The sequence below is a fragment of the Aquabacterium sp. J223 genome (assembly GCF_024666615.1).
Taxonomy (GTDB): domain Bacteria; phylum Pseudomonadota; class Gammaproteobacteria; order Burkholderiales; family Burkholderiaceae_C; genus J223.
In genome coordinates this window covers 278,313-298,145 of sequence record NZ_CP088297.1, presented here as the reverse complement: position 1 = coordinate 298,145, position 19,833 = coordinate 278,313, and the positions used below count along the sequence as shown (strand labels likewise).

The following is a 19,833-nucleotide window of genomic DNA, read 5'->3' as shown; positions in this document are numbered from 1 at the left end:
TACCATTCCGGTTTCAGTTTCCAGGGTAAACCCGTGGGTTCAGCTTGGAGATCGGCCACCATGCCCCTCGCCGTGCGGAAACGGCGGGCCGGCTGGGCGGCCCTTCTCCTCGGCTGTGCAGCGGTCCTCCCGGCCGGCCCGGACACCTGGGCGCGCAGCACCCCGAGCCCCGCTTCGCCGGCCTCCGTCGAGGCGGTGTCGCTCGAAGCGCTGCCGCCGCAGGCCCGGGCCACCGAACGGCTGATCCGCGCCGGCGGTCCCTTTCCCTACGGAAAGGACGGCACGGTGTTCGGCAACCGGGAACGGCTGCTGCCGGCACGGCCACGGGGTCACTACCGCGAGTACACGGTGGACACGCCGGGCGCGCGGGACCGCGGGGCACGTCGCATCGTCTGCGGCGGCGTGCCGCCCACCGCCCCGGAGGTCTGTTACTACACCGACGACCACTACGCGAGCTTCCGCCGGATCGCGCGGTGAACGTCGGGCACCAAGGCTTTCACAGGCAGAACCGAGAAGGATCGTGACCATGCAATTGCAGACCGTCCGTCCCAACATCGTCCAAGCGATACGCGCTTACCGGGTCGACGATCTGATGCAGACCGCCCTGACGGCGCAGCAGCACTTCCTCTATGCCAACCTGGGCAACGCCCAGACGAAGCAGGAGGTGCTGGAGAGCATCGCCGAGGGCTTCCTGTTTCCGTCCCACTTCGGCAAGAACCTGGACGCCCTGTACGACTGCATGACCGACCTGGTCCACAAGGCCGGCCAGCAGCCGGGCTTCGTCGTCGTGCTCGACCAGCTGCCCGACAACCCGCGCTTCGACCGCGAGGCGCGCGAGCAGCTGCTCGACGTGTTCCGCGACGCGGCGGACTTCTGGGCGGAGCGAAAAGTCCCGTTCAGATGCTTCTATTCTTTTCAGTAGCCCGCTCCCAGGAAATCGGGTCATGGGAGCGGGCGACGGAAGTGGCCCACCACAGCAACGGCAGCAGCAAGGTCGGCGAGGGCGTGAGCAAGCCCAAGCCGGCGTCGAAGACGGCGGCCAACGCCAGCTTCGGCATGAACATGCCGCTGATGAGCAGCGCGTTCGACACCGCCATGTGGCTGAACGCCGCCTGAGCGCGGCGTCCCGCGCATGACGAAGGGCAGCCCTCGGGCTGCCCTTTTCTTTGGCCCACGCGCCGTCCGGTCAGCCGCCGCTCGGCGCCGGCGCGGCGGCGCCCTGCACGGCCTGCGCCAGCGCCAGGTACTCCGCCACCGGCACCTCCTCGGCCCGCCGCTGCAGGTCGAAGGGGCCGGTGTGGCCGCGTGCCTCCAGCCAGCGGCCCAGGCTGTGCCGCAGCAGCTTGCGTCGCTGCGAGAAGGCGCTGGCGACCAGCGCTTCGAGCAGCGACCGCTCGACCGGCGCCGGCGCCGCGCGGGGTGCCAGCCGCACCACCGCCGAGTCCACCCGCGGCGGCGGCTCGAAGGCCTCGGGCGGCACGTCCAGCAGCGGCTCCACCTCGTAGCGCCACTGCAGCATCACCGACAGCCGACCGTAGTCGCCGCCGCCCGGCTCGGCCACGATGCGGTCGACGACCTCCTTCTGCAGCATGAAGTGCTGGTCCTCGACCCGGTCCGCGGCGTCGAGCAGGTGGAAGAGGATGGGCGTCGAGATGTTGTAGGGCAGGTTGCCCAGCACGCGCAGCCGCTGGCCGTGCTCGGCGGCCAGCGCGCGGAAGTCCACGGTCAGCACGTCGGCTTCGACGACGACCAGCTCGGCGCGTCGGCGCAGCCGCGCGGCCAGGTCGCGGTCGAGCTCGATCACGGTGAGCCGACCGCAGCGCTCCACCAGCGGATCGGTCATGGCGCCGAGGCCCGGCCCGATCTCCACCAGCGCCTGCCCCGGCCGCGGGTCGATGGCGCGCACGATGCGGTCGATCACCGCGCTGTCGGCCAGGAAGTGCTGGCCGAAGCGCTTCCTCGGCAGGTGCTTCAAGGTGACGGCGGCTCGCGCAGTTCGATGTAGGCGCGACCGCGCAGTTCGCGCACCCAGTCGTTGAGCGTCTGCTCGTAGCGCTGCTCGCGCAGTTGCGCCCGCGCCATCTCGCGCACCTGCGCCGGCTCCAGCGTGGCCGCGCGGCGGTCGAGCACCTGGATCAGGTGGATGCCGAAGCGTGAGGGCACCGGGTCGGACAGCCCGCCCACCGGCAGCCGGTCCATCGCCTGCTGGAACTCCGGCACGAAGACGCCCGGCGAGACCCAGCCCAGGTCGCCGCCCTGCGCCGCGCTGCCGTCATCGGAGTGCTGGCGCGCCAGCGCCTCGAACGAGGCGGCGCCGCGCTCGATCTGCTGCTTGTACTCCGCCAGCCGCCGCGCGACCTGAGGCGCCGGCTGCTGGGGCGTCGGCCGCAGCAGGATGTGGCGGGCTCGGGTCTGCGTCACCCGGTCCATCGCGTCCTGCCGGCGCTCGACCAGCTTGAGCACGTGGAAGCCGGCGCCGGTGCGCAGCAGCTGGGGGGCGACCTGGCCCGGCTCGAGGCCGCGCGTGGCGTCGAGGAAGGCGTCCGGCAGGCGCGAGCTGGGCCGCAGCCCCAGCGCGCCGCCGGCCTCCTTGTTGCCGCCGTCGGAGAGCTCGCGCACCAGCGCCTCGAAGGGCTCGCCGGCGCGGGCGCGCGCCAGCGCCTGCTCGGCGCGCTGCCGCCGTTCGGCGAGCACGGCCTCGCTGGCGCCTTCCGGCACCGCCACCAGCAGCTGGGCGATGTTCAGTTCGGCCTCGCGGGTGCGGCGCATCTGGTCGAGGAACTCGGTCACCTCGCTGTCGCTGACGCGCAGCCGCGACTGCACCTCGCGCTCGCGCACCCGCTCGACCAGCAGCTGGTCGCGCACGTTGGCGCGAAAGCGGGCGTAGTCGACGCCATCACGCTGCAGCCGCTCGCGCAGCTGCGGCACGGTGAGCTGGTTCTGCTGCGCGACGATGCCCACCGCCCGGTCCAGCTCGGCCTCGTCCACCTTGGGGCCGGTCTCGCGGGCGAAGGTCAGCAGCACCCGCTCGTCGATCAGGTCGTCCAGCGCCTCGCGGGCGAGCTGGCCCTCGGGCGGCACCGGTTGGTTGGCGCGGGCGGCTTCCTGCCGCAGCCGGGCCACCCGCTGCGCCAGCTCGCCCTGCGTCACCAGCTCCTGGTTGACGACGGCGACGATGTAGTCGGCGCTGCGCGGCCGGTCTCGCGGGGCGGACTGGGCGGCGGCCCCGGCGGCCAGCAGCGCACCGAGCAAGAACGCCGACAGTCGGCGCCAGAGGGAGGGGTCAGTCATAGATGGATCCGGTCAGGCCGCCGGTGTTGCGCGGTTCGCGCAGCAGGCGGTAGCCCGGGATATTGTCCCTGAGGGCTTGCAGCGGGTTGGTGCCCAACCGCGACAGGCCCACCAGCTCCAGCTGCAGCATCAGCCGGGTGGTGGCCTGGGCGCGGCCGGTGGACAGGCGCTCGGTCACGACGCGGGCGATCCAGCAGCCGGCGTCGTACTCGATGCCGGCCAGCGAATCGGTGAGCCGGCGGTCGCGCAGGCTGTAGTTGAGGCGGCCGACGGTGTACCAGGTGCCGCCGCAGCTGCCGCCGGCGCTGGGCGGCGGCCGGCCGGTGGCCGACGGCTCCGGCCCGAACAGCGGCCACTGCCAGCCCAGCTCCATCTGCTCGCTCAAGCCGCGCGTCAGCCGGTGGGTGACGTTGACCGTGCGCCAGGGGCCCGGCGAGTAGCGCACGCTGGCCAGCGAGCGCTGCACGCGGTCGGTCTGGGGGCTGTACTGCAGCGCCGCGTCCAGCGTCCACGACGGCCACAGCCGGGTCGAGCCGAGCAGCAGCAGGTCCGACACCGACTGCGTGAAGGGCACGCCGGCGGGCGTGACCCGCTGGTCGCGGAACAGCAGCCGCTGCGCCAACCCCAGGCGCAGCACCTCGGCGCCGTTCTGCTCGTCCAGCCAGCGGGTGGTGCCGCCGGCGGTGAGCTGGTGCGCGTCCGACACCCGGTCGACGCCGGAGAAGTCGTTCTCGGTGAAGATCGACAGGTCGTTGAAGTCCTTGCCCGCGGCGTCGAAGCGCGGCAGCCGGCTCTGGTCGCGGTAGGGTGTGTTGACGTAGAGCAGCCGCGGCTCCAGCGTCTGCCGCATGCCGCGGTCGAACAGCGTGGCTTCGCGCTCGAAGACGAGGCCGGCGTCGACGCTGGCGGTGGGGATGATGCGGGAGGCGCTGGTGCGGCCGTCGCTCATCGCCTGGTCGGTGCGGTACGACGCCGCGTTGGCCATCAGCTTGGGCGTCAGCCAGCCGCCCGGCAGGCGCAGCGGCAGCGCGATGTCGGCCAGCGCATGCACCCGGTCGCCGGTCAGCGCGCCGGGCGCCGCGTTCGCGGGATCGGACAGCGTGAAGCGGTTGTACTCGGTTTGCAGCGAGAACTGCAGGCCGCTGAACGCCCCGCCCGTCGCCGGCGCCAGGCGGCTGCGCGCGCGCACGCCGACCTGCGGGCTGCGCTCGTAGGGCGACACGATGCGCGAGGCCGGGTCCACGTCCTGCACCACCTGCCAGCGCTGCAGCCGCGCGTACGCGGTCCAGTCGGCGTTGAGGGTGGTGCCGAGCAGGTCCTGCAGGCCTCGCTCGCCCTGCAGGTCCGTGGGCAGCAGGCGGGGCGTCACCCAGCGCAGCGCGCGGGGAAAGTCCTTCCAGTAGTCGTCGTCGGAGACGCGGAAGACATTGGTCTTGTAGTACAGCCCCGCCAGGCGGCCTTCGGTGGGCGCGCCCTCCTGCTGCAGGCGCAGCGACTGCCGGCTGCGGCCGGTCTCCTGGTCGTGGGGCAGCAGTGCGTAGTTGATGCGGCCCTCGTGGCCCGGCTCCAGGTAGCGGAACTCGGTGTCCAGGCTGACGCCGCGGCGGGTGAGCAGCGTCGGCGTCAGCGTCATGTCGCGGTTGGGCGCGATGTTCCAGTAGTAGGGCACGCCCACCACCGCGCCGCTGCGGCTGTCGAGGTTGATCAGCGGCGGCAGCCAGCCCGACTTGCGGGCGTCGGTGAGCGGGAAGCTCAGGCGCGGCGCGGCCAGGATGGGCACGCCCTTGAAGCGCAGCACGCCGTTCTCCGCCACGCCGGTGTTGCTGTCGAAGTCCATCCGCACCCGGTCGGTGGACAGCAGCCAGTCCGGGTCGCCCGAGCCGTCGCGCGGGCAGCTGGTGTAGGTGGCGTCCAGCGCCTGCACCCGGTCCTGGTCGATGAAGTCGATGCGGCGGGCCTGGCCGCCGCCGCCGGTGACCTCGAAGAAATAGTCGGGCTGCAGGAACCAGCCCTCGAAACGCTGCAGCTGCAGCTGCAGTTCCGGCCCGCGGAAGACGTCGCCGCCGCGCCGCACCTCGACCCGGCCGTTGGCCCGGGCGATGCCGGTCGGCGGCTCGTAGCGCAGGCGGTCGCCGCTGACCTGCAGCGGGCCGCGGCGCAGCACGGCGTTGCCCTCGGCCAGCGCGTCGAGGTCGGGCTGCGCGCTCACGTGGTCGGCGTCGAGGAAGACCGGCAGCCGGTCGGACGCGCCGGGCCGCGAGCCGGTGCGCAGGCTGCGGCTGGGCTGCAGCGCCAGCGGCTCGGCCGGTGTCGCGCCGTCGCCGGCCGGCGCGGCGACGGGCGCCTGCGCCCGAGCGGGCCCGGCGAGCAGCCCGCACACCACCGCCGCCGCGCACACGACCGGGCCGACGCCGTTCGGGCGTCGGACACGGGGGTGTCGTGGAAGGGGGGCGCAGGCGGGCCAAGGGACGGGGGACGGGGCGGGCAGACGGCGGGCTCGCCGGGCGCTGGCGGGGCGCACCGTCCGGCTCCCTAGAATCGGCGGGCGCCGGATTATCCATGCCGCTTCCGGCCGTCCACTGACCCTCCTCCCACCTTTCGACCTGCAGGGCAACGTGCTGTCCAACGTCCACTGGCCCGACCCCGCCCGCGAGGCGGCCTTCCATGCTTGGCTGGCCGCGCTGGCACCGGTCCACGGGCTGCGCGCCGACACCCTGGCGCCCGCCTCTGCCGACGCGAGCTTTCGCCGCTACCTGCGGCTGCAGGCCGACGGCCGCAGCCTGATCGTCATGGACGCGCCGCCGCCGCAGGAGGATGTGCGGCCCTTCGTCGACATCGCGGCGCGGCTGCGCGCGGCCGGCCTGCACGCGCCGGAGGTGCTGGCCGCGGACGTCGAACGGGGCTTCCTGCTGCTGCCGGACCTCGGCACGCGGCTCTACCTCGACGCGCTGAAGACGGCGAACGCCGGCGAGGCGGACCGGCTGATGCGCGCGGCCATCGACGCGCTGGTCCGCATGCAGGTGGGCACGGTCACCGACGGGCTGCCGGCCTACGACGAGGCGCTGCTGCGCCGCGAGCTGCAGCTCTTCCCCGACTGGTGCGTGGCCAAGGAACACGGCGTGCAATGGACGCCCGGCGCGCAGCTGGTCTGGGACCGCGTCACGCAGCGGCTGGTCGACAGCGCGCTGGCCCAGCCGCAGGTCTTCGTCCACCGCGACTACATGCCGCGCAACCTGATGCTGGCCGAGCCGGCCCCGGCCATCCTCGACTTCCAGGACGCGGTGCGCGGGCCCGTCACCTACGACATCGCCTCCTTGCTGCGCGACGCCTTCTGGTCCTGGGACGAGGAACGCGAGATCGACTGGGCGGTGCGCTACTGGGAAGGCGCCCGCAAGGCCGGCCTGCCGGTCGGTGACGACTTCGGCGAGTTCTGGCGTGCGCTCGAATGGATGGGGCTGCAGCGGCACCTGAAGGTGCTGGGCATCTTCTGCCGCCTCAAGCACCGCGACGGCAAGCCCAAGTACGCCGAGGACCTGCCGCGCTTCTTCGCCTACGCCATCAAGGTGGCCGACCGCTACGAGCCGCTGCGGCCGCTGGTCGCGCTGCTGGAGCCGCTGGCCGGCATCCAGCTGCCGACCGGGTTGTCGATGCGCTAGCAGCGGGCCGAGCGCCGGGCCCGCCGCCGGACCAGAGGCCGGCGGCTTCGGCAGGCACGGACAGTCCGCAGGGACTGTCCATGTCCGGCCTCAGTTCACCAAGCCGGCCCGCATCCCCTCGGGGGATCGGCTGGCGTACCCGACAGGCGAGGGGCCGTCAGTTCGGAAAGGCCGACATGACCTGTGCGACGGCGGCGGTCAGCCGCTGCGCATAGGGCAGGTGCAGGAACTCGTTGGGCCCGTGGGCGTTGCTCTTCGGGCCGAGCACGCCGCAGACCATCATCTGGGCGCGTGGGAAGCCCTGCTGCAGCAGGCTCATCAGCGGGATGGTGCCGCCCTGGCCGATGTAGCCCACCGGCGTGCCGAAATGGGCCTGCGAGGCGGCCTCCATCGCCGTGCCCAGCCAGGGCGCGATGTCGGGCGCGTTCCAGCCGTTGGCCCCGTGCTGGCCGGCGCGGCCGTCGGGCGTGAAGGTGACCTTGGCGTGGTAGGGCGCGTTGTCCTCCAGCACGCGCTTCAACTCCAGCGCCGCCGCGTTGGCGTCGACCAGCGGCGGCAGCCGCAGCGACAGCTTGAAGGCGGTGTGCGGCCGCAGCACGTTGCCGGCGTTGGCCAGCGCCGGGATGCCGTCGACGCCGGTGACCGCCAGCGACGGCCGCCAGCTGCGGTTGAGCAGGGCCTCGACCGGGTCGTCGGTGGTCGGCAGGGCGCTGCCGCCGTCGTCGGCGCAGGCCCAGGGGAAGCGCTTCCACACCTCGTCGCGCAGCGCGGCACCGGCGGCCTTCGCCTGCTCGACGCGCACGCCGGGGATCTCGCAATGGAAGCGGGCGGGCAGGATGCGGCCGGTCTCGCTGTCCTCCAGCCGGTCGAGCACCTGACGCAGGATGCGGAAGCTCGACGGCACCACGCCGCCGGCTTCGCCCGAGTGCACGCCCTCGGTGAGGATCTCGACCTTCAGCACGCCGCTGACCAGCCCGCGCAGCGAGGTGGTCAGCCACAGCTGGTCGTAGTTGCCGGCGCCGGAATCGAGGCAGACCACCAGGCCCACCTGCCCCAGCCGGTCCTTCAAGGCGTCGAGGTAGACCGGCAGGTCGCCCGAGCCGCTTTCCTCGCAGGTCTCGACGAGGCCGATGCAGCGCGGGCGCGGCAGGCCTTCGCGGTCCATCGCCTCGATGGCGGTGAGGGCGGCGTAGACCGCGTAGCCGTCGTCGGCGCCGCCTCGGCCGTAGAGCCTGCCGTCCTCCACCACCGGCGTCCACGGGCCCATGTGCGAGCGCCAGCCGGAGAACTCGGGCTGCTTGTCCAGGTGGCCGTAGAGCAGCACGGTCTCGGTCGAGCCGGCCTTGGTCGCCGGCACCTCGAACAGCAGCACCGGCGTGCGGCCGGGCAGGCGGACCACCTCGACGGTCAGCCCGGCGATCGGCCGCTGCTCGGCCCAGGCGGCCGCGTCGTGCACCACCCGGTCGAGCAGGCCGTGCGCCGCCCAATCGGCGTCGAACATCGGGCTCTTGGCCGGGATGCGGATGTACTCGGTGAGCGCCGGCACGATGGCCTCGTCCCAGCGGGTGCGGCTGAACTCAGCCAGGGCCCGGGCGTGGGCGTTCTCGGGGCGGTCGGCGAGGGTGGTGGTCATGCGGCGGGCTCCTGCCCGCCATTGGGCCTCAGCCGGCGAGACCACGACCGGGGGAAGGGTCTTCCGGTGGCCCGACCGGTCAACGGCCCAACTGCGGGCGCTTGGGCGTGCCCTGCAGTTCCGGCGGCGGCGGGCGGTAGGTCTTCACCGGGTTGATCGGCATCGGCAGCCTGCGCAGCCAGGCACCGATGCGGTCCAGCGTCACCTGCCGGTGCGGCTCGTTGAAGATCTCGTGGAACAGCGCTTCCAGCCGTTCCGCCTCCACCATGTGGACCGGCGCCGCGCCGGCGAAGGCGTCGCTGCCGGCGGGGTCGACGCAGCGGTCCTTGCCGGCGTAGAGCAGCAGCGTCGGCGTGCTCCACTGCGGCGCGCGCTCGATGGCGATGCGGCCGGCGTCGATCATGAAATTGATCATTCGGGCGGTGATGCGGTCGTGCACCAGCGGGTCGCGCTGGTAGGCGGCCACCACCTCCGGGTCGTGCGACAGCCATTCGGCCTTCAGGCCGTTGGGCTGAGGCCAGCCCGGCGCCAGCACCGTCAGGGCCTTGAGCATGCCGCGCTGACGCGGTGCGATCGGGATGGCGAGCGCCGGCGACGACATCACCAGCGCCTCCACCGGTCGCCACCAGGGGGCGGGCCGCTCGGCCAGGCCTTCGGCGACGAAGCGGGCGACCACCGCGCCGCCCATGCTGTGGCCGACCAGCACCACCGGCCCGGCGTCGCTGCCGGCCACCCGGTCCATCACCGCCGACAGGTCGCGCAGCAGCGCCTCGGCGTCGGCGGTGTCGCCCCGCGTGCCCTGCGACCGGCCATGGCCGCGCTGGTCGTAGGCCGTCACCTGCCAGCCGGCCACCGCCAGCGCCGCCACCACATGGGGGTAGCGGCCCAGGTGCTCGCCCAGGCCGTGGACGAGGATGGCGGTGCCGCGCGCCGCGGACCCGGCGGCCGGCCAGTGCTCCAGGTGCAGCGCCAGGCCGTCCTGGGTGACGAGGGTGGAGGTCAGGCCCATGGCAAGGTTGTCGTCTAGCCGCGTTCGAACTTGAAGACCGCGGTGCTGGCGCGCAGGTTGGGCAGGCGCCGTACCACCCGGCCGTTCTGCAGGCCGAAGCTCTCCAGCACGCGCAGGCCCTGGCGCCGCGCCAGCACCTCGAAGTCGGCATGGGTGCCGACGCGGATGTTGGGCGTGTCGTACCACTGGTAGGGCAGCCGCCGCGTCACCGGCATGCGCCCGCGCAGGATGGCCAGCCGGTTGGCCCAGTGCGCGAAGTTGGGGAAGCTGACGATGCCCAGCCGGCCGACGCGCGCCGTCTCGGTCAGCATCTTCTCGGTGTTGCGCAGGTGCTGCAGGGTGTCGAGCTGCAGCACCACGTCGAAGCTCCGGTCGTCGAACAGCGCCAGACCTTCCTCGAGGTTGAGCTGGATGACGTTGACGCCGCGCTGCGTGCAGGCCAGCACGTTGGCGTCGGCGATCTCGATGCCGTAGCCGGTGCACCCGCGGTTCGCCATCAGGTGGGCCAGCAGCTCGCCGTTGCCGCAGCCGAGGTCGAGCACCCGCGAGCCTTCGGGCACCAGCGAGGCGATGGTCTCCAGCTCGGTGCGCTCTGTCATACGGCAACCCCCGTGAGGGCGGTCCGCTCGCCGCGCTGGCCGCTGGCGGTGGTCACTTCCTGCGCGATGCGCTCGAACCGCGCCCGCAGCACCGCGTGGTAGCGCGCGTCGTCGAGCAGGAAGGCGTCGTGGCCGTGCGGCGCGTCGATCTCGGCGTAGCTGACGTCCAGCCGGTTGTCGACCAGCGCCTTGACGATCTCGCGCGAGCGCGCCGGCGAGAAGCGCCAGTCGGTGGTGAAGCTGACGAGCTGGAACTTGGCCCGCACCTGCGCGAAGGCGGCGGCCAGCCGGCCGCCGTGTTCGGCCGCGGGGTCGAAGTAGTCGAGCGCGCGGGTGATCAGCAGGTAGGTGTTGGCGTCGAAGTAGTCGGCGAACTTGTCGCCCTGGTGGCGCAGGTAGCTCTCGACCTGGAACTCGATGTCCTGGGTGCTGTAGGCGAAGCGGTCGGCCTGGCCGTTGCGGCCGAACTTGGCGGCCATCGCGTCGTCCGACAGGTAGGTGATGTGGCCGACCATGCGCGCCACCGTCAACCCGCGGCGGGGCACCACCCCCGTGGGCCACGTAGTGACCGCCATGGAAGTCCGGGTCGGTGACGATGGCCCGGCGCGCCACCTCGTTGAAGGCGATGTTCTGCGCCGACAGGTTGGGCGCGGTGGCGATGGCGATGCAGTGCGCCAGCCGGTCGGGGTGGCGCAGCGCCCAGGCCAGCGCCTGCATGCCGCCGAGGCTGCCGCCGATCACGGCGGCCAGCCGCCGGATGCCGAGACGGTCGAGCAGCCGGGCCTGCGCGTCGACCCAGTCCTCCACCGTCACCACCGGGAAGTCGGCGCCGTAGGGCCGGCCGGTGGCCGGGTTGACGTCGCGCGGGCCGGTGGAGCCGAAGCAGGAGCCGGGGTTGTTGATGCCGATGACGAAGAAGCGGTCGGTGTCCAGCGGCTTGCCGGGCCCGACCAGGTTGTCCCACCAGCCTTCGCTCCTGGGCTGGCCTTCGTAGCGGCCGGCGACGTGGTGGCTGGCGTTGAGCGCATGGCAGACCAGCACCGCGTTGCTGCGCTCGGCGTTGAGCGCGCCGTAGGTCTCGTAGACCAGCGTGTAGTCCGACAACGCCGCACCACTCTTCAGCGGCAGCGGCTCGGCGAAGTGCAGCGACTGCGGGGTGACGAAGCCGATGGAGGCCATTTCTCTCATGAGGAAGCGAAGGGCCGCTCCCGAGTCTCCTCATCCCCCGTGGGGGCCTGCCGCGACGGCAGGTCTGGGGGGCACCCTTTAGCGGCATTTGATAAAGCGCCCGCAAGCCGGAACAAATCGGCGCTCGGCGGGCAGTGTAACGGCGGCCCTGCGCCGGTCGTGGCGCATGACCGTGGAGGGCGTCATCCATCCCGCTGTTCGAGCGTTCGGATGAAGGCCGATTGGCTAACCTTGCTGCATGTCCGACGCCCAACCCCTCGACGCCGCCCTGCGCCGGCGCCGCCTGTACATCGACCACCTCGCGGCCATGCTGCAGAAGATGGACTCGGGGCGGTTGCCGATGCAGGCGCTGGCCTACCGGCTGTTCGCCAAGCGGCTGCGCGAGGCGCTGGCCGGATTGCCGGAGCGGGGCGACGCACGGCCGGCGGTGGTGAAGGCCACCCAGGCCAACCGCTTCTTCGACCAGACCGGGCGCCTGCCCGGTGTCGGCGGCGAGGCGGCGCAGCGCATCGCGCAGGCGGCCATCGAACGCGCACGGCGGCGCGGCGGCGACGACGGCGCCCGCTGAGCGCCGCGGCGGGCGTCAGCCCTGCGGCGGCTGCGTGTCGGCGAAGCTGGGCCGGGCGAACAGCTTGTCGGCCAGCCGGCCGAGGTTGGGATGGTCGCCGCGCCAGTCGATCTGCGGAAAGCGGAAGTCCAGGTAGCCCAGCGCGCAGCCCACCGCGATGTCGGCCAGGCTGAAGTGGTTGCCCGAGCACCAGGTCTTCTCGCCGAGTCCCTGGCCCATCGCCTTGACGGCCGCGTGCACGCGGGTCATCTGCCGCTCGACCCAGGCCTCGCTGCGCTGTGCGTCGCTGCGGCCGGTCCAGGTCTTCTCCATGCGCGCCAGGATCGCGGCGTCGCACAGGCCGTCGGCCAGCGATTCCCAGGTGCGCACCTCCAGCCGCTGGCGGCCGCTGGGCGGGATCAGCCGGCCCACGGGCGACAGCGTGTCGACGTACTCGACGATCACGCGCGAGTCGAACACCGCGCCGTGGATGGCGTCCTGGCCCTCCATCAGCAGGCAGGGCACCTTGCCCAGCGGGTTGACCTTGAGGATGGCGTCGCTGCCCCAGACGTCCTCCTGCACCAGCTGGTAGTCGAGCTTCTTCTCGGCCATCACCACGCGCACCTTGCGCACGTAAGGGCTGGTCAGGGATCCGAGGAGCTTCATGGGGTGGGGAGGGCGGTGACAGGGACGCGAGGGGTCCCTCGGCGGCGGGCGGCGCGATTCTAGCGAGGCGCCTGCGGCTCGCCGCCCGGCGCGTGAGGCACGTCAAAGCAGGGTCCGTGCCGCGACCGGCTCAGGCGCCGGTGCCGGTTTGACCGGCCGGTGCCGTGCTGTTCGCACGACCGGGCGGCGGCGGGCCGCGGCAGCATGGGGGCCGACCGTTGTCGTCCCCTGTTCCGCCGTGCTCAAGCTGCTCGTCCTCTATGTGCACCTGCTCGCCACCTGCTGCGCGCTGGGCTCGCTGTTGGCGACCGACCTGCGCCTGCTGGGCCGGCTGCTGCACAAGCCGTCGCGCATCGGGCCGCCCAACGGTTACGTCACCCGGCTGGTCGGCGTGTCGCTGGTGGTGCTGGTGGCCTCCGGGCTCGGCCTGATCGCCTTCGGCCTGCAGGAACGCGCCGACCTGCTGCACAACCCGAAGCTGCAGGCCAAGCTGCTGCTGGTCGGCCTGCTGTGCGCCAACGGCTGGGTGCTGCACCGGCACACGTTCCGCAAGCTGGCGAAAAAGCGCCCGCCGCGGGGCCTGCTCGCCCGGCTGATGCTGGCGGTGCCGGTGGCGCTGTCCAACAGCCTGTGGCTGTACATCGCCTTCCTTGGCATCGCCCGGCCGTGGAACTTCAGCCGGTCGCTGGCGGAGGTCCTGGCCATCGGGGCGGCGGTGTTCGGCCTCGCGCTGGCGGGTGTGGTGATCGGCCTGGCCCGGTCGTTCACGGCCGCGCCGGCACCGGCGCGCCGCAGCCGCTGGCGGCCGACCCAACAACTTCACGTCCGGCCGAGCTCCTTCCGCCCATGAGTGGGGGAGGGAATTAGGGTTTGCCCTATATTCGGGTTAACCCGAAGGAGGGCCCCATGACTGTCACCTCAACCCGTCTCGACGTTCACGCCCACACCACCAACCGGGCGGCGCTGGCGCGCGCGGCCTCGGTGGAGCAGGCACTCGACCGCAACGGCCGCGCGCTGCGCCTGCTGGTCAACGGCGCGCGCCGGCTGGCACAGGCCATCGGCCACACCCGGCTGCAGTGGGCCGCCGCCGGCCGCGGCTGACGCCGGCGGCCCTGGACGCCGGCCCGGCTGCGGCGGGTCGGTGCCGGCGGGCTGCCCGCCACCCGAGGCGACCGGTGGCTACAGCCCCAGCGCGCTCAGGCCCGGATGGTCGTCCGGCCGCCGGCCCAGCGGCCAGTGGAACTTGCGGTCCTCGGGCCGGATGGGCAGGTCGTTGATGCTGGCGAAGCGCCGCTGCATGAAGCCCTGGGCGTTGAATTCCCAGTTCTCGTTGCCGTAGCTGCGGAACCAGTGGCCCGAGTCGTCGTGCCATTCATACGCGAAGCGCACCGCGATGCGGTGGTCCGTGAAGGCCCACAGCTCCTTGATCAGCCGGTAGTCCAGTTCGCGGTCCCACTTGCGGCGCAGGAAGGCCTTCACCGCCTCCCGGCCCACCGGGAACTCGGCGCGGTTGCGCCACACCGTGTCCTCGGTGTAGACGCGGGCGCACACCTCCGGGTCGCGGGTGTTCCAGGCGTCTTCGGCGCCGCGCACCTTCTGCCGGGCCGTCGCCTCGGTGAAGGGCGGCACCGGCGGGCGGCTGTCGTCCATCGTGGTCTCAGTAGGTCTTGTAGGGCAGGAACTTGCCCGACATGGTGATCGACACCCGGTCGCCGGCCGGGTTGGGCTCGCGCTTCAGGTCCATCTTGAAGTCGATGGCGGACATGATGCCGTCGCCGAACTCCTCGTGGATCAGTTCCTTGAAGGTGGTGCCGTAGACGCTGACCAGCTCGTAGAAGCGGTAGATCAGCGGGTCGGTGGGCACGCTGGTGGGCAGGCTGCCCTTGTAGGGCACCACCATCAGCCACTTCTGCTCGGCGTCGGTGAGGCCGAAGATCTCGCCGATCACGCCGGCCTGCTCGGCGGTCAGGGTCATCTGGCCCAGGCAGGCCGCGGTGACCCACTCCTTGCTCAGGCCGACCTTGGCGGCCACGTCGGACCACTTCAGGCCCTTGGCCACCTTGGTGGCGACGATCTTCTCGGTGACGTCGATTCGGCTCATGCGATTCTCCTCAGGGGAACGGTGGCGGGTTGCCCGGGGTCGGGCTGGGGGTCGACAGGGGATTCCAGGTCCAGGCCGGGGCTGACCTCGGGCGGGTGGACGGGCGCCTGGCCGTGCGACAGCGCCTTCGAGCGCGCCACGAGGAAGTCGACCAGGTGGTTGCGGATGCGGTAGTACTGCGGGTCGTGGTGCAGCGTGGCGCGCTGCCGGTCGCGCGGCATGGTGTTGCGCACGATCTCGGCGACGCGGGCCTGCGGCCCGTTGCTCATCAGCAGGATGCGGTCGGCCAGCAGGATGGCCTCGTCCACGTCGTGCGTGATCATGAAGACGGTCTGCCGCGTCTCGGCGCAGATGCGCAGCAGCTCGTCCTGGATGGTGCCGCGGGTCAGCGCGTCGAGCGCGCCGAACGGCTCGTCGAGCAGCAGCATGCGCGGCTCGATGGCGAAGGCGCGGGCGATGCCCACCCGCTGCTTCATGCCGCCGGACAGCGCCGACGGCTTCTTGTCGATGGCCGGCGTGAGGCCCACCATCGCGACGTACTTCTCGACCTGTGCGCCCACCTGCTCGCGCGACCAGTCCGGCCAGCGGCTCTTCACCGCGAAGGCGATGTTCCGGCGCACCGACAGCCACGGCATCAGTGCATGGCCCTGGAAGACGACGCCGCGCTCCAGGCCCGGCGCGGTGACCTCGCGGCCGTCCATGAAGACATGGCCCTCGCTGGCCTGCTCCAGACCGGCCAGCACGTTGAGGATGGTCGTCTTGCCGCAGCCCGAATGGCCGATGATGCAGACGAACTCGCCCTGCGTCAGGCCGAAGTTGACGCTGTCGAAGACGGTGGCATCGCCGTAGCGCTTGGCCAGTCCCTCCACCTGGAGGAACGGCTTGTCCGAGAGGTCAGTCGGCATAGGTCACCGCCTTCTGCAGCCGGCCGAACACCAGGTCCAGCGCCATGCCGACGAGACCAATCACCAGGATGGCCACGATGACGTTGGGCAGCGACAGGTTGTTCCACTCGTTCCAGACGAAGTAGCCGATGCCGGTGCCGCCGACCAGCATTTCAGCCGCCACGATGACCAGCCAGGCGATGCCCATGCTGATGCGCATGCCGGTGAGGATGGTGGGCGCCGCCGCCGGCAGGATCACCTCGAAGGCCTTGCGCAGCGGACGGACCTCCAGCGTGCGCGCCACGTTCAGCCATTCGCGGCGCACGCCGGCCACACCGAAGGCGGTGTTGATCAGCATCGGCCAGACCGAGCAGATGAAGATGACGAAGATGCCGCTGGCCGCGGAGTCCTTGATGGTGTAGAGCGCCAGCGGCATCCACGCCAGCGGCGAGATGGGCTTCAAGACCTGGATGAACGGGTCGAGCGCGCGGTAGATGAGCGGGCTCATGCCGATCACGAACCCGAGCGGGATGGCCACCAGCGCCGCGATGCCGTAGCCCAGCGCCACCCGGCCCAGCGAGTAGGCCAGCTGCAGGCCCAGCCCCTTGTCGTTCGGGCCGTTGTCGTGGAAGGGGCTGGCCAGGTGCTGCAGCACCGTCGCGCCCATCTGCCCCAGCGTCGGGAAGCCGCTCTTGGCCGTCGGTGCGCCCGCACCCGCCGTCGGGTCCTTGCCCATCAGCTTGGCGTACTCGATCTGCTCCGGCGTCAGCGCCACCGCCGCGGCCGGCGCCGCGGCCGGTGCGTTCGACAGCGTGGCCAGGTGCCAGACGCCCAGCAGCAGCGCCAGCAGCAGCAGCGACAGCAGGCCCGAGCGCCAGGCCAGAGAAGGCTGTCCCACGTCAGGTCCTCTTGATCGCGAAGCCGTCCAGGTAGGCCTGGGGCTTGTCCGGATCGAAGGTCTTGCCCATCACGGTGAACTTCGGATAGGCGGTGCCGGCCGGCGGCTTCATGTCGAGCTGGCCCATCACCTTCTTCGCGTCGGTGAGCAGGAACACCTTCTCGGCGATCTGCTTGTAGTCCACCTCGCCCTTGATGTAGCCCCAGCGCTTCATCTGCGTGAGCATCCACACCGCCATGCTCTGCCACGGCATCGGGTCGAAGTCGGCACGGTCGGGAACCGTGCGCACGTTGCCCAGTCCGTCGGCGAACTTGCCGGTCAGCACCTGCGCCAGCACCGTCTCCGGCTGGTTGAGGTAAGCCTGCGGCGCGATGACCTTGGCGATCAGCTCGCGGTTGCGTGCCTCGCGCGCCATCGCGGCCGACGTCATCACCGCCCGGTACAGCGCGGCGAAGGTGTTGGGGTTCTGCTGGATGAAGGCCGTGCTGGTGCCGAAGGCGCAGCAGGGGTGGCCGTTCCACAGCTCCTTGCTGAGGACGTGGATGAAGCCCGCCTCCTCGAACACCGCGCGCTGGTTGAAGGGGTCGGGGCCGAGGAAGCCGTCGATGTTGCCGGCGCGCAGGTTGGCCACCATCTCGGCCGGCGGCACGACGCGGATCTGGATGTCGCGGTCCGGGTCCAGCCCCGCTTCCGCCACGTAGTAGCGCAGCAGGAAGTTGTGCATCGAGTACTCGAAGGGCACCGCGAACTTGAAGCCCTTCCAGTTCTTCGGGTCGCGGTTGTCCTTGTGCTTGATCGCCAGCGTGATCGCCTGGCCGTTGGTGTTCTGGATGGTGGCCACGTTCATCGGCGTGGCGTTCGAGCCCAGGCCCAGGCTGATGGCCAGCGGCATCGGGCTCAGGAAGTGCGTGGCGTCGTACTCCCGGTTGAGCATCTTGTCGCGGATCAGCGCCCAGCCGGCCGTCTTCACCACCTCGACGTTGAGCCCCTGCTTCGAATAGAAGCCCAGCGGGTGGGCCATGATCAGCGGCGTGGCGCAGGTGATGGGGATGAAGCCGACCTTGAGGTCCTTCTTCTCCAGCGCCCCCTTCTCCTGGGCCATGGCCTGCAGCGGCGCGATGGGCAGCACGCTGCCGATGGCCGCCATCGCGGTGCCGCGGCCGACGGCCTTGAGGAAGCGCCGGCGCAGCGCGTCCTGCGGGAACAGCGCCTTGACCAGCGCGGCCTCGACGAAGGCGTTCGATTCCGCCTCGAAGTCGGCCGTCTCGCTGCGTGCCTTCAGCTCGGCGGTGGCGTGTTCGGCCTCGCTGCCGTGCCGGCCGCAGGCGCAGCCCAGCCGCAGCGGCCGGTCGGCGTCGTAGGGGTCGTATGCGCTCATCGTGCGGGCCCTCGGATCGTGGTGAATCGATGCTAGGTCGATGCCCGTCGTCGCGGCATCGTGGCAGGCGGCGTTCGTCTGTAGTGCTGGCACTACAACGTCAGCCGATCCCTCCTTCGCGCACCGCGTACAGCGCCAACTCCACGTCGTTGCGCACGCCGGTCTTCTCCAGGATGCGCGCGCGGTAGGTGCTCACCGTGTTCGGCGACAGCGACAGCGACTGCGCGATCTCGCCCACGCTGTGGCCGGTGGCCAGCAGGCGGAAGACCTGGTACTCGCGGTGCGACAGCCGCTCGTGCAGCGGCGCGTCGGGCTTGCTGATGCCGCGGCCGGCGCCCACCGCGTTGGCCAGCTGCTCGGCCACGCCGGGCGTGATGAAGAGCTGGCCGCCGGCCACGCGGCGGATGGCCTCGATCATCTGCTCGCTGTCGGCGCTCTTGTTCAGGTAGCCGGCGGCGCCGAGCTTCAGGCTGCGCACGGCGTACTGCCGGTCGGGGTAGGTGCTGAGCACCAGCACCGGCAGGCGCGGGAACTCGGCCTTGAGCTGCTTCAACACCTCGAGCCCGTCGCGCTGCGGCATGGCGATGTCCATCAGCACCACGTCGGGCAACCGGCCGCGGGCCTCGGCCGCGCGCACCAGCGCCATCGCCTGAGGACCGCTGGCGGCCTCGCCGACCAGCTCGACGTCGCCGGCGTCGGCCAGCACCTGCTTGATGCCCTGGCGGACGATCTGGTGGTCGTCGCAGATGAGCACCTGGATCATGCGGCCCCTCGTCCGGTCACGACGCCTCGTCCTCCAGCGGCATGGTCAGCCGCAGGTGGGTGCCCTGGCCGGGCACGCTGTCCAGCGTGACCCTGCCGCCGAAGCGGGCCGCGCGCTCGCGCATGCCGATCACGCCCCAGGCGTCGGCGGCGGCCAGCGCCTGCGGCTCGCAGCCCACGCCGTTGTCGCGCACGTCGATGTAGAGCACCGGCTCGGGCGGCGCGTCGACCTCGACGCGGATGCGCACCTGCGTGGCCCGCGCATGGCGGGCGATGTTGGACAGCGCCTCCTGGAAGATGCGGAACACGGCGATCGCCCGCTCGCCTTCGGGCGGCCGCACGCCGTGGGTGACGTGCAGCTGCACGTCGCCCTTCAGCTCGGCGGTCTCGATGAACTCCTGCGCCTGCCACTCCAGCGCCGCCCACAGGCCCTGGTGGTCGAGGATGCTGGGCCGCAGGTCGGTGATGATGCGGCCGACGTTGTCCACCGCGGTGTCGATCAGGCTGCCCATGCCGTGGCACTTGGCCACCAGCAGCGGCCGGTCCTCCAGCCGCTTGGCCAGCCAGTCGGTGTCCATCTTCAGCGCCACCAGCAGGCTGCCCAGCTCGTCGTGGATCTCGCGGGCGATGCGGGTGCGCTCCTCCTCGCGCACCGTCTCCAGGTGGCCGGACAGCTCGCGCAGCTGGTCCAGCGCGCGGCTCAGCTCGGCGGTGCGCTCGGCCACCCGGCGTTCCAGCCCGTCGCGGGCCTCGCGCAGCGCGGCGTCGGCGCGCTTGCGCGCGGTGATGTCGAGGAAGGTGACCACCGCGCCCAGCACCTCGCCGCCGTCGCCCAGGATGGGGTGGCTGGCGTACTCGGCGCAGAACGACGAGCCGTCGGCGCGCCACAGCACCTCGTCGTCGATGCGGCAGGGCCGGCCCTGGCGGAAGGCCTGGAAGATCGGGCAGTCGCATTCCGGGTAGTGCCGGCCGTCCGCCCGGGTGTGGTGGATCAGCTCGTGCATGTTGCGGCCGAGCATGGCCTCCGCCGGCCAGCCGAGCAGCGCCGACGCCGCCCGGTTGGCGAACATGCAGCGGCCGTCGAGGTCGATGCCGAAGATGCCCTCCGCGGTGGACTCGAGCAGCAGGCTCAGCCGGTCGCGCCAGGGCTCGGCGATGCCGGCGGCCGCCGACGGCGACGCGGCAGCGGCAGAGGGGCCGGGCAGGCGGTTCACCCGGTGC

20 protein-coding genes and 2 pseudogenes are annotated in these 19,833 nt (G+C 71.8%); 7 read left to right on the top strand and 15 right to left on the bottom strand.

Annotation, left to right across the window (positions count from 1 at the left end; translation table 11 throughout):
* The first annotated feature begins 60 nt into the window (after window positions 1-60).
* The 3 genes from LRS07_RS01385 to LRS07_RS01375 are packed head-to-tail and all read left to right on the top strand — an operon-like array spanning window position 61 to window position 1,116.
* The gene (locus tag LRS07_RS01385; protein WP_260500255.1) at window positions 61-477 is read left to right on the top strand and encodes a guanyl-specific ribonuclease; all 417 of its coding nucleotides are present in this window, start codon (window positions 61-63) and stop codon (window positions 475-477) included.
* A 49-nt stretch (window positions 478-526) separates the two neighbouring features.
* Window positions 527-922, top strand: a complete 396-nt coding sequence (locus LRS07_RS01380) for a barstar family protein (RefSeq protein ID WP_260500254.1) — start codon at window positions 527-529, stop codon at window positions 920-922.
* 41 nt (window positions 923-963) lie between these two features.
* Complete coding sequence (locus LRS07_RS01375) at window positions 964-1,116, top strand: hypothetical protein (protein WP_260500253.1); 153 nt, start codon at window positions 964-966, stop codon at window positions 1,114-1,116.
* 70 nt (window positions 1,117-1,186) lie between these two features.
* Here LRS07_RS01375 and rsmA read toward each other — a convergent pair whose 3' ends face one another.
* The 3 genes from rsmA to LRS07_RS01360 are packed head-to-tail and all read right to left on the bottom strand — an operon-like array spanning window position 1,187 to window position 5,671.
* The gene (rsmA, locus tag LRS07_RS01370) at window positions 1,187-1,975 is read right to left on the bottom strand and encodes a 16S rRNA (adenine(1518)-N(6)/adenine(1519)-N(6))-dimethyltransferase RsmA (protein ID WP_260500252.1); all 789 of its coding nucleotides are present in this window, start codon (window positions 1,973-1,975) and stop codon (window positions 1,187-1,189) included.
* Entirely contained in the window at window positions 1,972-3,291 is a 1,320-nt protein-coding gene (locus LRS07_RS01365) for a peptidylprolyl isomerase (protein WP_260500251.1), read from the bottom strand. The genes rsmA and LRS07_RS01365 overlap by 4 nt, the downstream gene beginning before the upstream one ends.
* On the bottom strand, window positions 3,284-5,671 hold the full coding sequence (locus LRS07_RS01360; protein ID WP_260500250.1) for an LPS-assembly protein LptD: 2,388 nt from the start codon (window positions 5,669-5,671) through the stop codon (window positions 3,284-3,286). The genes LRS07_RS01365 and LRS07_RS01360 overlap by 8 nt, the downstream gene beginning before the upstream one ends.
* Window positions 5,672-5,906: 235 nt before the next feature.
* Between LRS07_RS01360 and LRS07_RS01355 the strand changes: the two genes are divergently transcribed.
* Window positions 5,907-6,947, top strand: a complete 1,041-nt coding sequence (locus LRS07_RS01355) for an aminoglycoside phosphotransferase family protein (RefSeq protein ID WP_409450584.1) — start codon at window positions 5,907-5,909, stop codon at window positions 6,945-6,947.
* 157 nt (window positions 6,948-7,104) lie between these two features.
* On the opposite strand, the gene LRS07_RS01350 is transcribed toward LRS07_RS01355, so the two are convergent.
* From LRS07_RS01350 to metX, 4 genes and pseudogenes are all read right to left on the bottom strand, one after another.
* Window positions 7,105-8,580: a M20 family metallopeptidase gene (locus LRS07_RS01350; protein WP_260500249.1), complete on the bottom strand. Its 1,476-nt coding sequence runs from the start codon at window positions 8,578-8,580 to the stop codon at window positions 7,105-7,107.
* Window positions 8,581-8,659: 79 nt separating this feature from the next.
* Window positions 8,660-9,589, bottom strand: coding sequence for an alpha/beta hydrolase (locus LRS07_RS01345; protein ID WP_260500248.1), 930 nt, complete (start codon window positions 9,587-9,589; stop codon window positions 8,660-8,662).
* 14 nt (window positions 9,590-9,603) lie between these two features.
* Window positions 9,604-10,167, bottom strand: a pseudogene (gene metW / locus LRS07_RS01340) (methionine biosynthesis protein MetW); the annotation flags it as partial.
* Between the two features lie 17 nt (window positions 10,168-10,184).
* A pseudogene (metX, locus tag LRS07_RS01335) lies at window positions 10,185-11,367 on the bottom strand (homoserine O-succinyltransferase MetX).
* A 247-nt stretch (window positions 11,368-11,614) separates the two neighbouring features.
* Here metX and LRS07_RS01330 point away from each other — a divergent pair.
* Window positions 11,615-11,944: a hypothetical protein gene (locus LRS07_RS01330; RefSeq protein ID WP_260500246.1), complete on the top strand. Its 330-nt coding sequence runs from the start codon at window positions 11,615-11,617 to the stop codon at window positions 11,942-11,944.
* Window positions 11,945-11,959: 15 nt separating this feature from the next.
* Here the strand turns inward: LRS07_RS01330 and LRS07_RS01325 are convergent, their stop codons facing one another.
* Window positions 11,960-12,589, bottom strand: a complete 630-nt coding sequence (locus LRS07_RS01325; protein WP_260500245.1) for a glutathione S-transferase C-terminal domain-containing protein — start codon at window positions 12,587-12,589, stop codon at window positions 11,960-11,962.
* Window positions 12,590-12,827: 238 nt separating this feature from the next.
* Between LRS07_RS01325 and LRS07_RS01320 the strand changes: the two genes are divergently transcribed.
* Both LRS07_RS01320 and LRS07_RS01315 read left to right on the top strand, forming a co-directional pair.
* Entirely contained in the window at window positions 12,828-13,439 is a 612-nt protein-coding gene (locus LRS07_RS01320) for a hypothetical protein (RefSeq protein ID WP_260500244.1), read from the top strand.
* A gap of 56 nt (window positions 13,440-13,495) precedes the next feature.
* Window positions 13,496-13,690 (top strand): hypothetical protein, encoded by a 195-nt coding sequence (locus LRS07_RS01315; RefSeq protein WP_260500243.1) that lies wholly within the window; start codon window positions 13,496-13,498, stop codon window positions 13,688-13,690.
* Between the two features lie 78 nt (window positions 13,691-13,768).
* On the opposite strand, the gene LRS07_RS01310 is transcribed toward LRS07_RS01315, so the two are convergent.
* The 7 genes from LRS07_RS01310 to LRS07_RS01280 all read right to left on the bottom strand — a co-directional run bounded on the left by LRS07_RS01310 (window position 13,769) and on the right by LRS07_RS01280 (window position 19,817).
* The gene (locus LRS07_RS01310) at window positions 13,769-14,239 is read right to left on the bottom strand and encodes a nuclear transport factor 2 family protein (RefSeq protein ID WP_260500242.1); all 471 of its coding nucleotides are present in this window, start codon (window positions 14,237-14,239) and stop codon (window positions 13,769-13,771) included.
* A 7-nt stretch (window positions 14,240-14,246) separates the two neighbouring features.
* Window positions 14,247-14,690: a cyanase gene (gene cynS / locus LRS07_RS01305; RefSeq protein WP_260500241.1), complete on the bottom strand. Its 444-nt coding sequence runs from the start codon at window positions 14,688-14,690 to the stop codon at window positions 14,247-14,249.
* Window positions 14,687-15,595: an ABC transporter ATP-binding protein gene (locus LRS07_RS01300; RefSeq protein ID WP_260500240.1), complete on the bottom strand. Its 909-nt coding sequence runs from the start codon at window positions 15,593-15,595 to the stop codon at window positions 14,687-14,689. Before LRS07_RS01300 ends, cynS begins: the two co-directional genes overlap by 4 nt.
* Window positions 15,585-16,472, bottom strand: coding sequence for a nitrate ABC transporter permease (gene ntrB / locus LRS07_RS01295; RefSeq protein WP_260500239.1), 888 nt, complete (start codon window positions 16,470-16,472; stop codon window positions 15,585-15,587). The genes LRS07_RS01300 and ntrB overlap by 11 nt, the downstream gene beginning before the upstream one ends.
* Before the next feature lies 1 nt (window position 16,473).
* Entirely contained in the window at window positions 16,474-17,850 is a 1,377-nt protein-coding gene (locus tag LRS07_RS01290) for a CmpA/NrtA family ABC transporter substrate-binding protein (protein WP_260500238.1), read from the bottom strand.
* A 100-nt stretch (window positions 17,851-17,950) separates the two neighbouring features.
* Entirely contained in the window at window positions 17,951-18,613 is a 663-nt protein-coding gene (locus tag LRS07_RS01285; RefSeq protein WP_260500237.1) for a response regulator, read from the bottom strand.
* A gap of 16 nt (window positions 18,614-18,629) precedes the next feature.
* Window positions 18,630-19,817, bottom strand: coding sequence for a sensor histidine kinase (locus LRS07_RS01280; RefSeq protein ID WP_260502001.1), 1,188 nt, complete (start codon window positions 19,815-19,817; stop codon window positions 18,630-18,632).
* Between the last annotated feature and the right edge of the window lie 16 nt (window positions 19,818-19,833).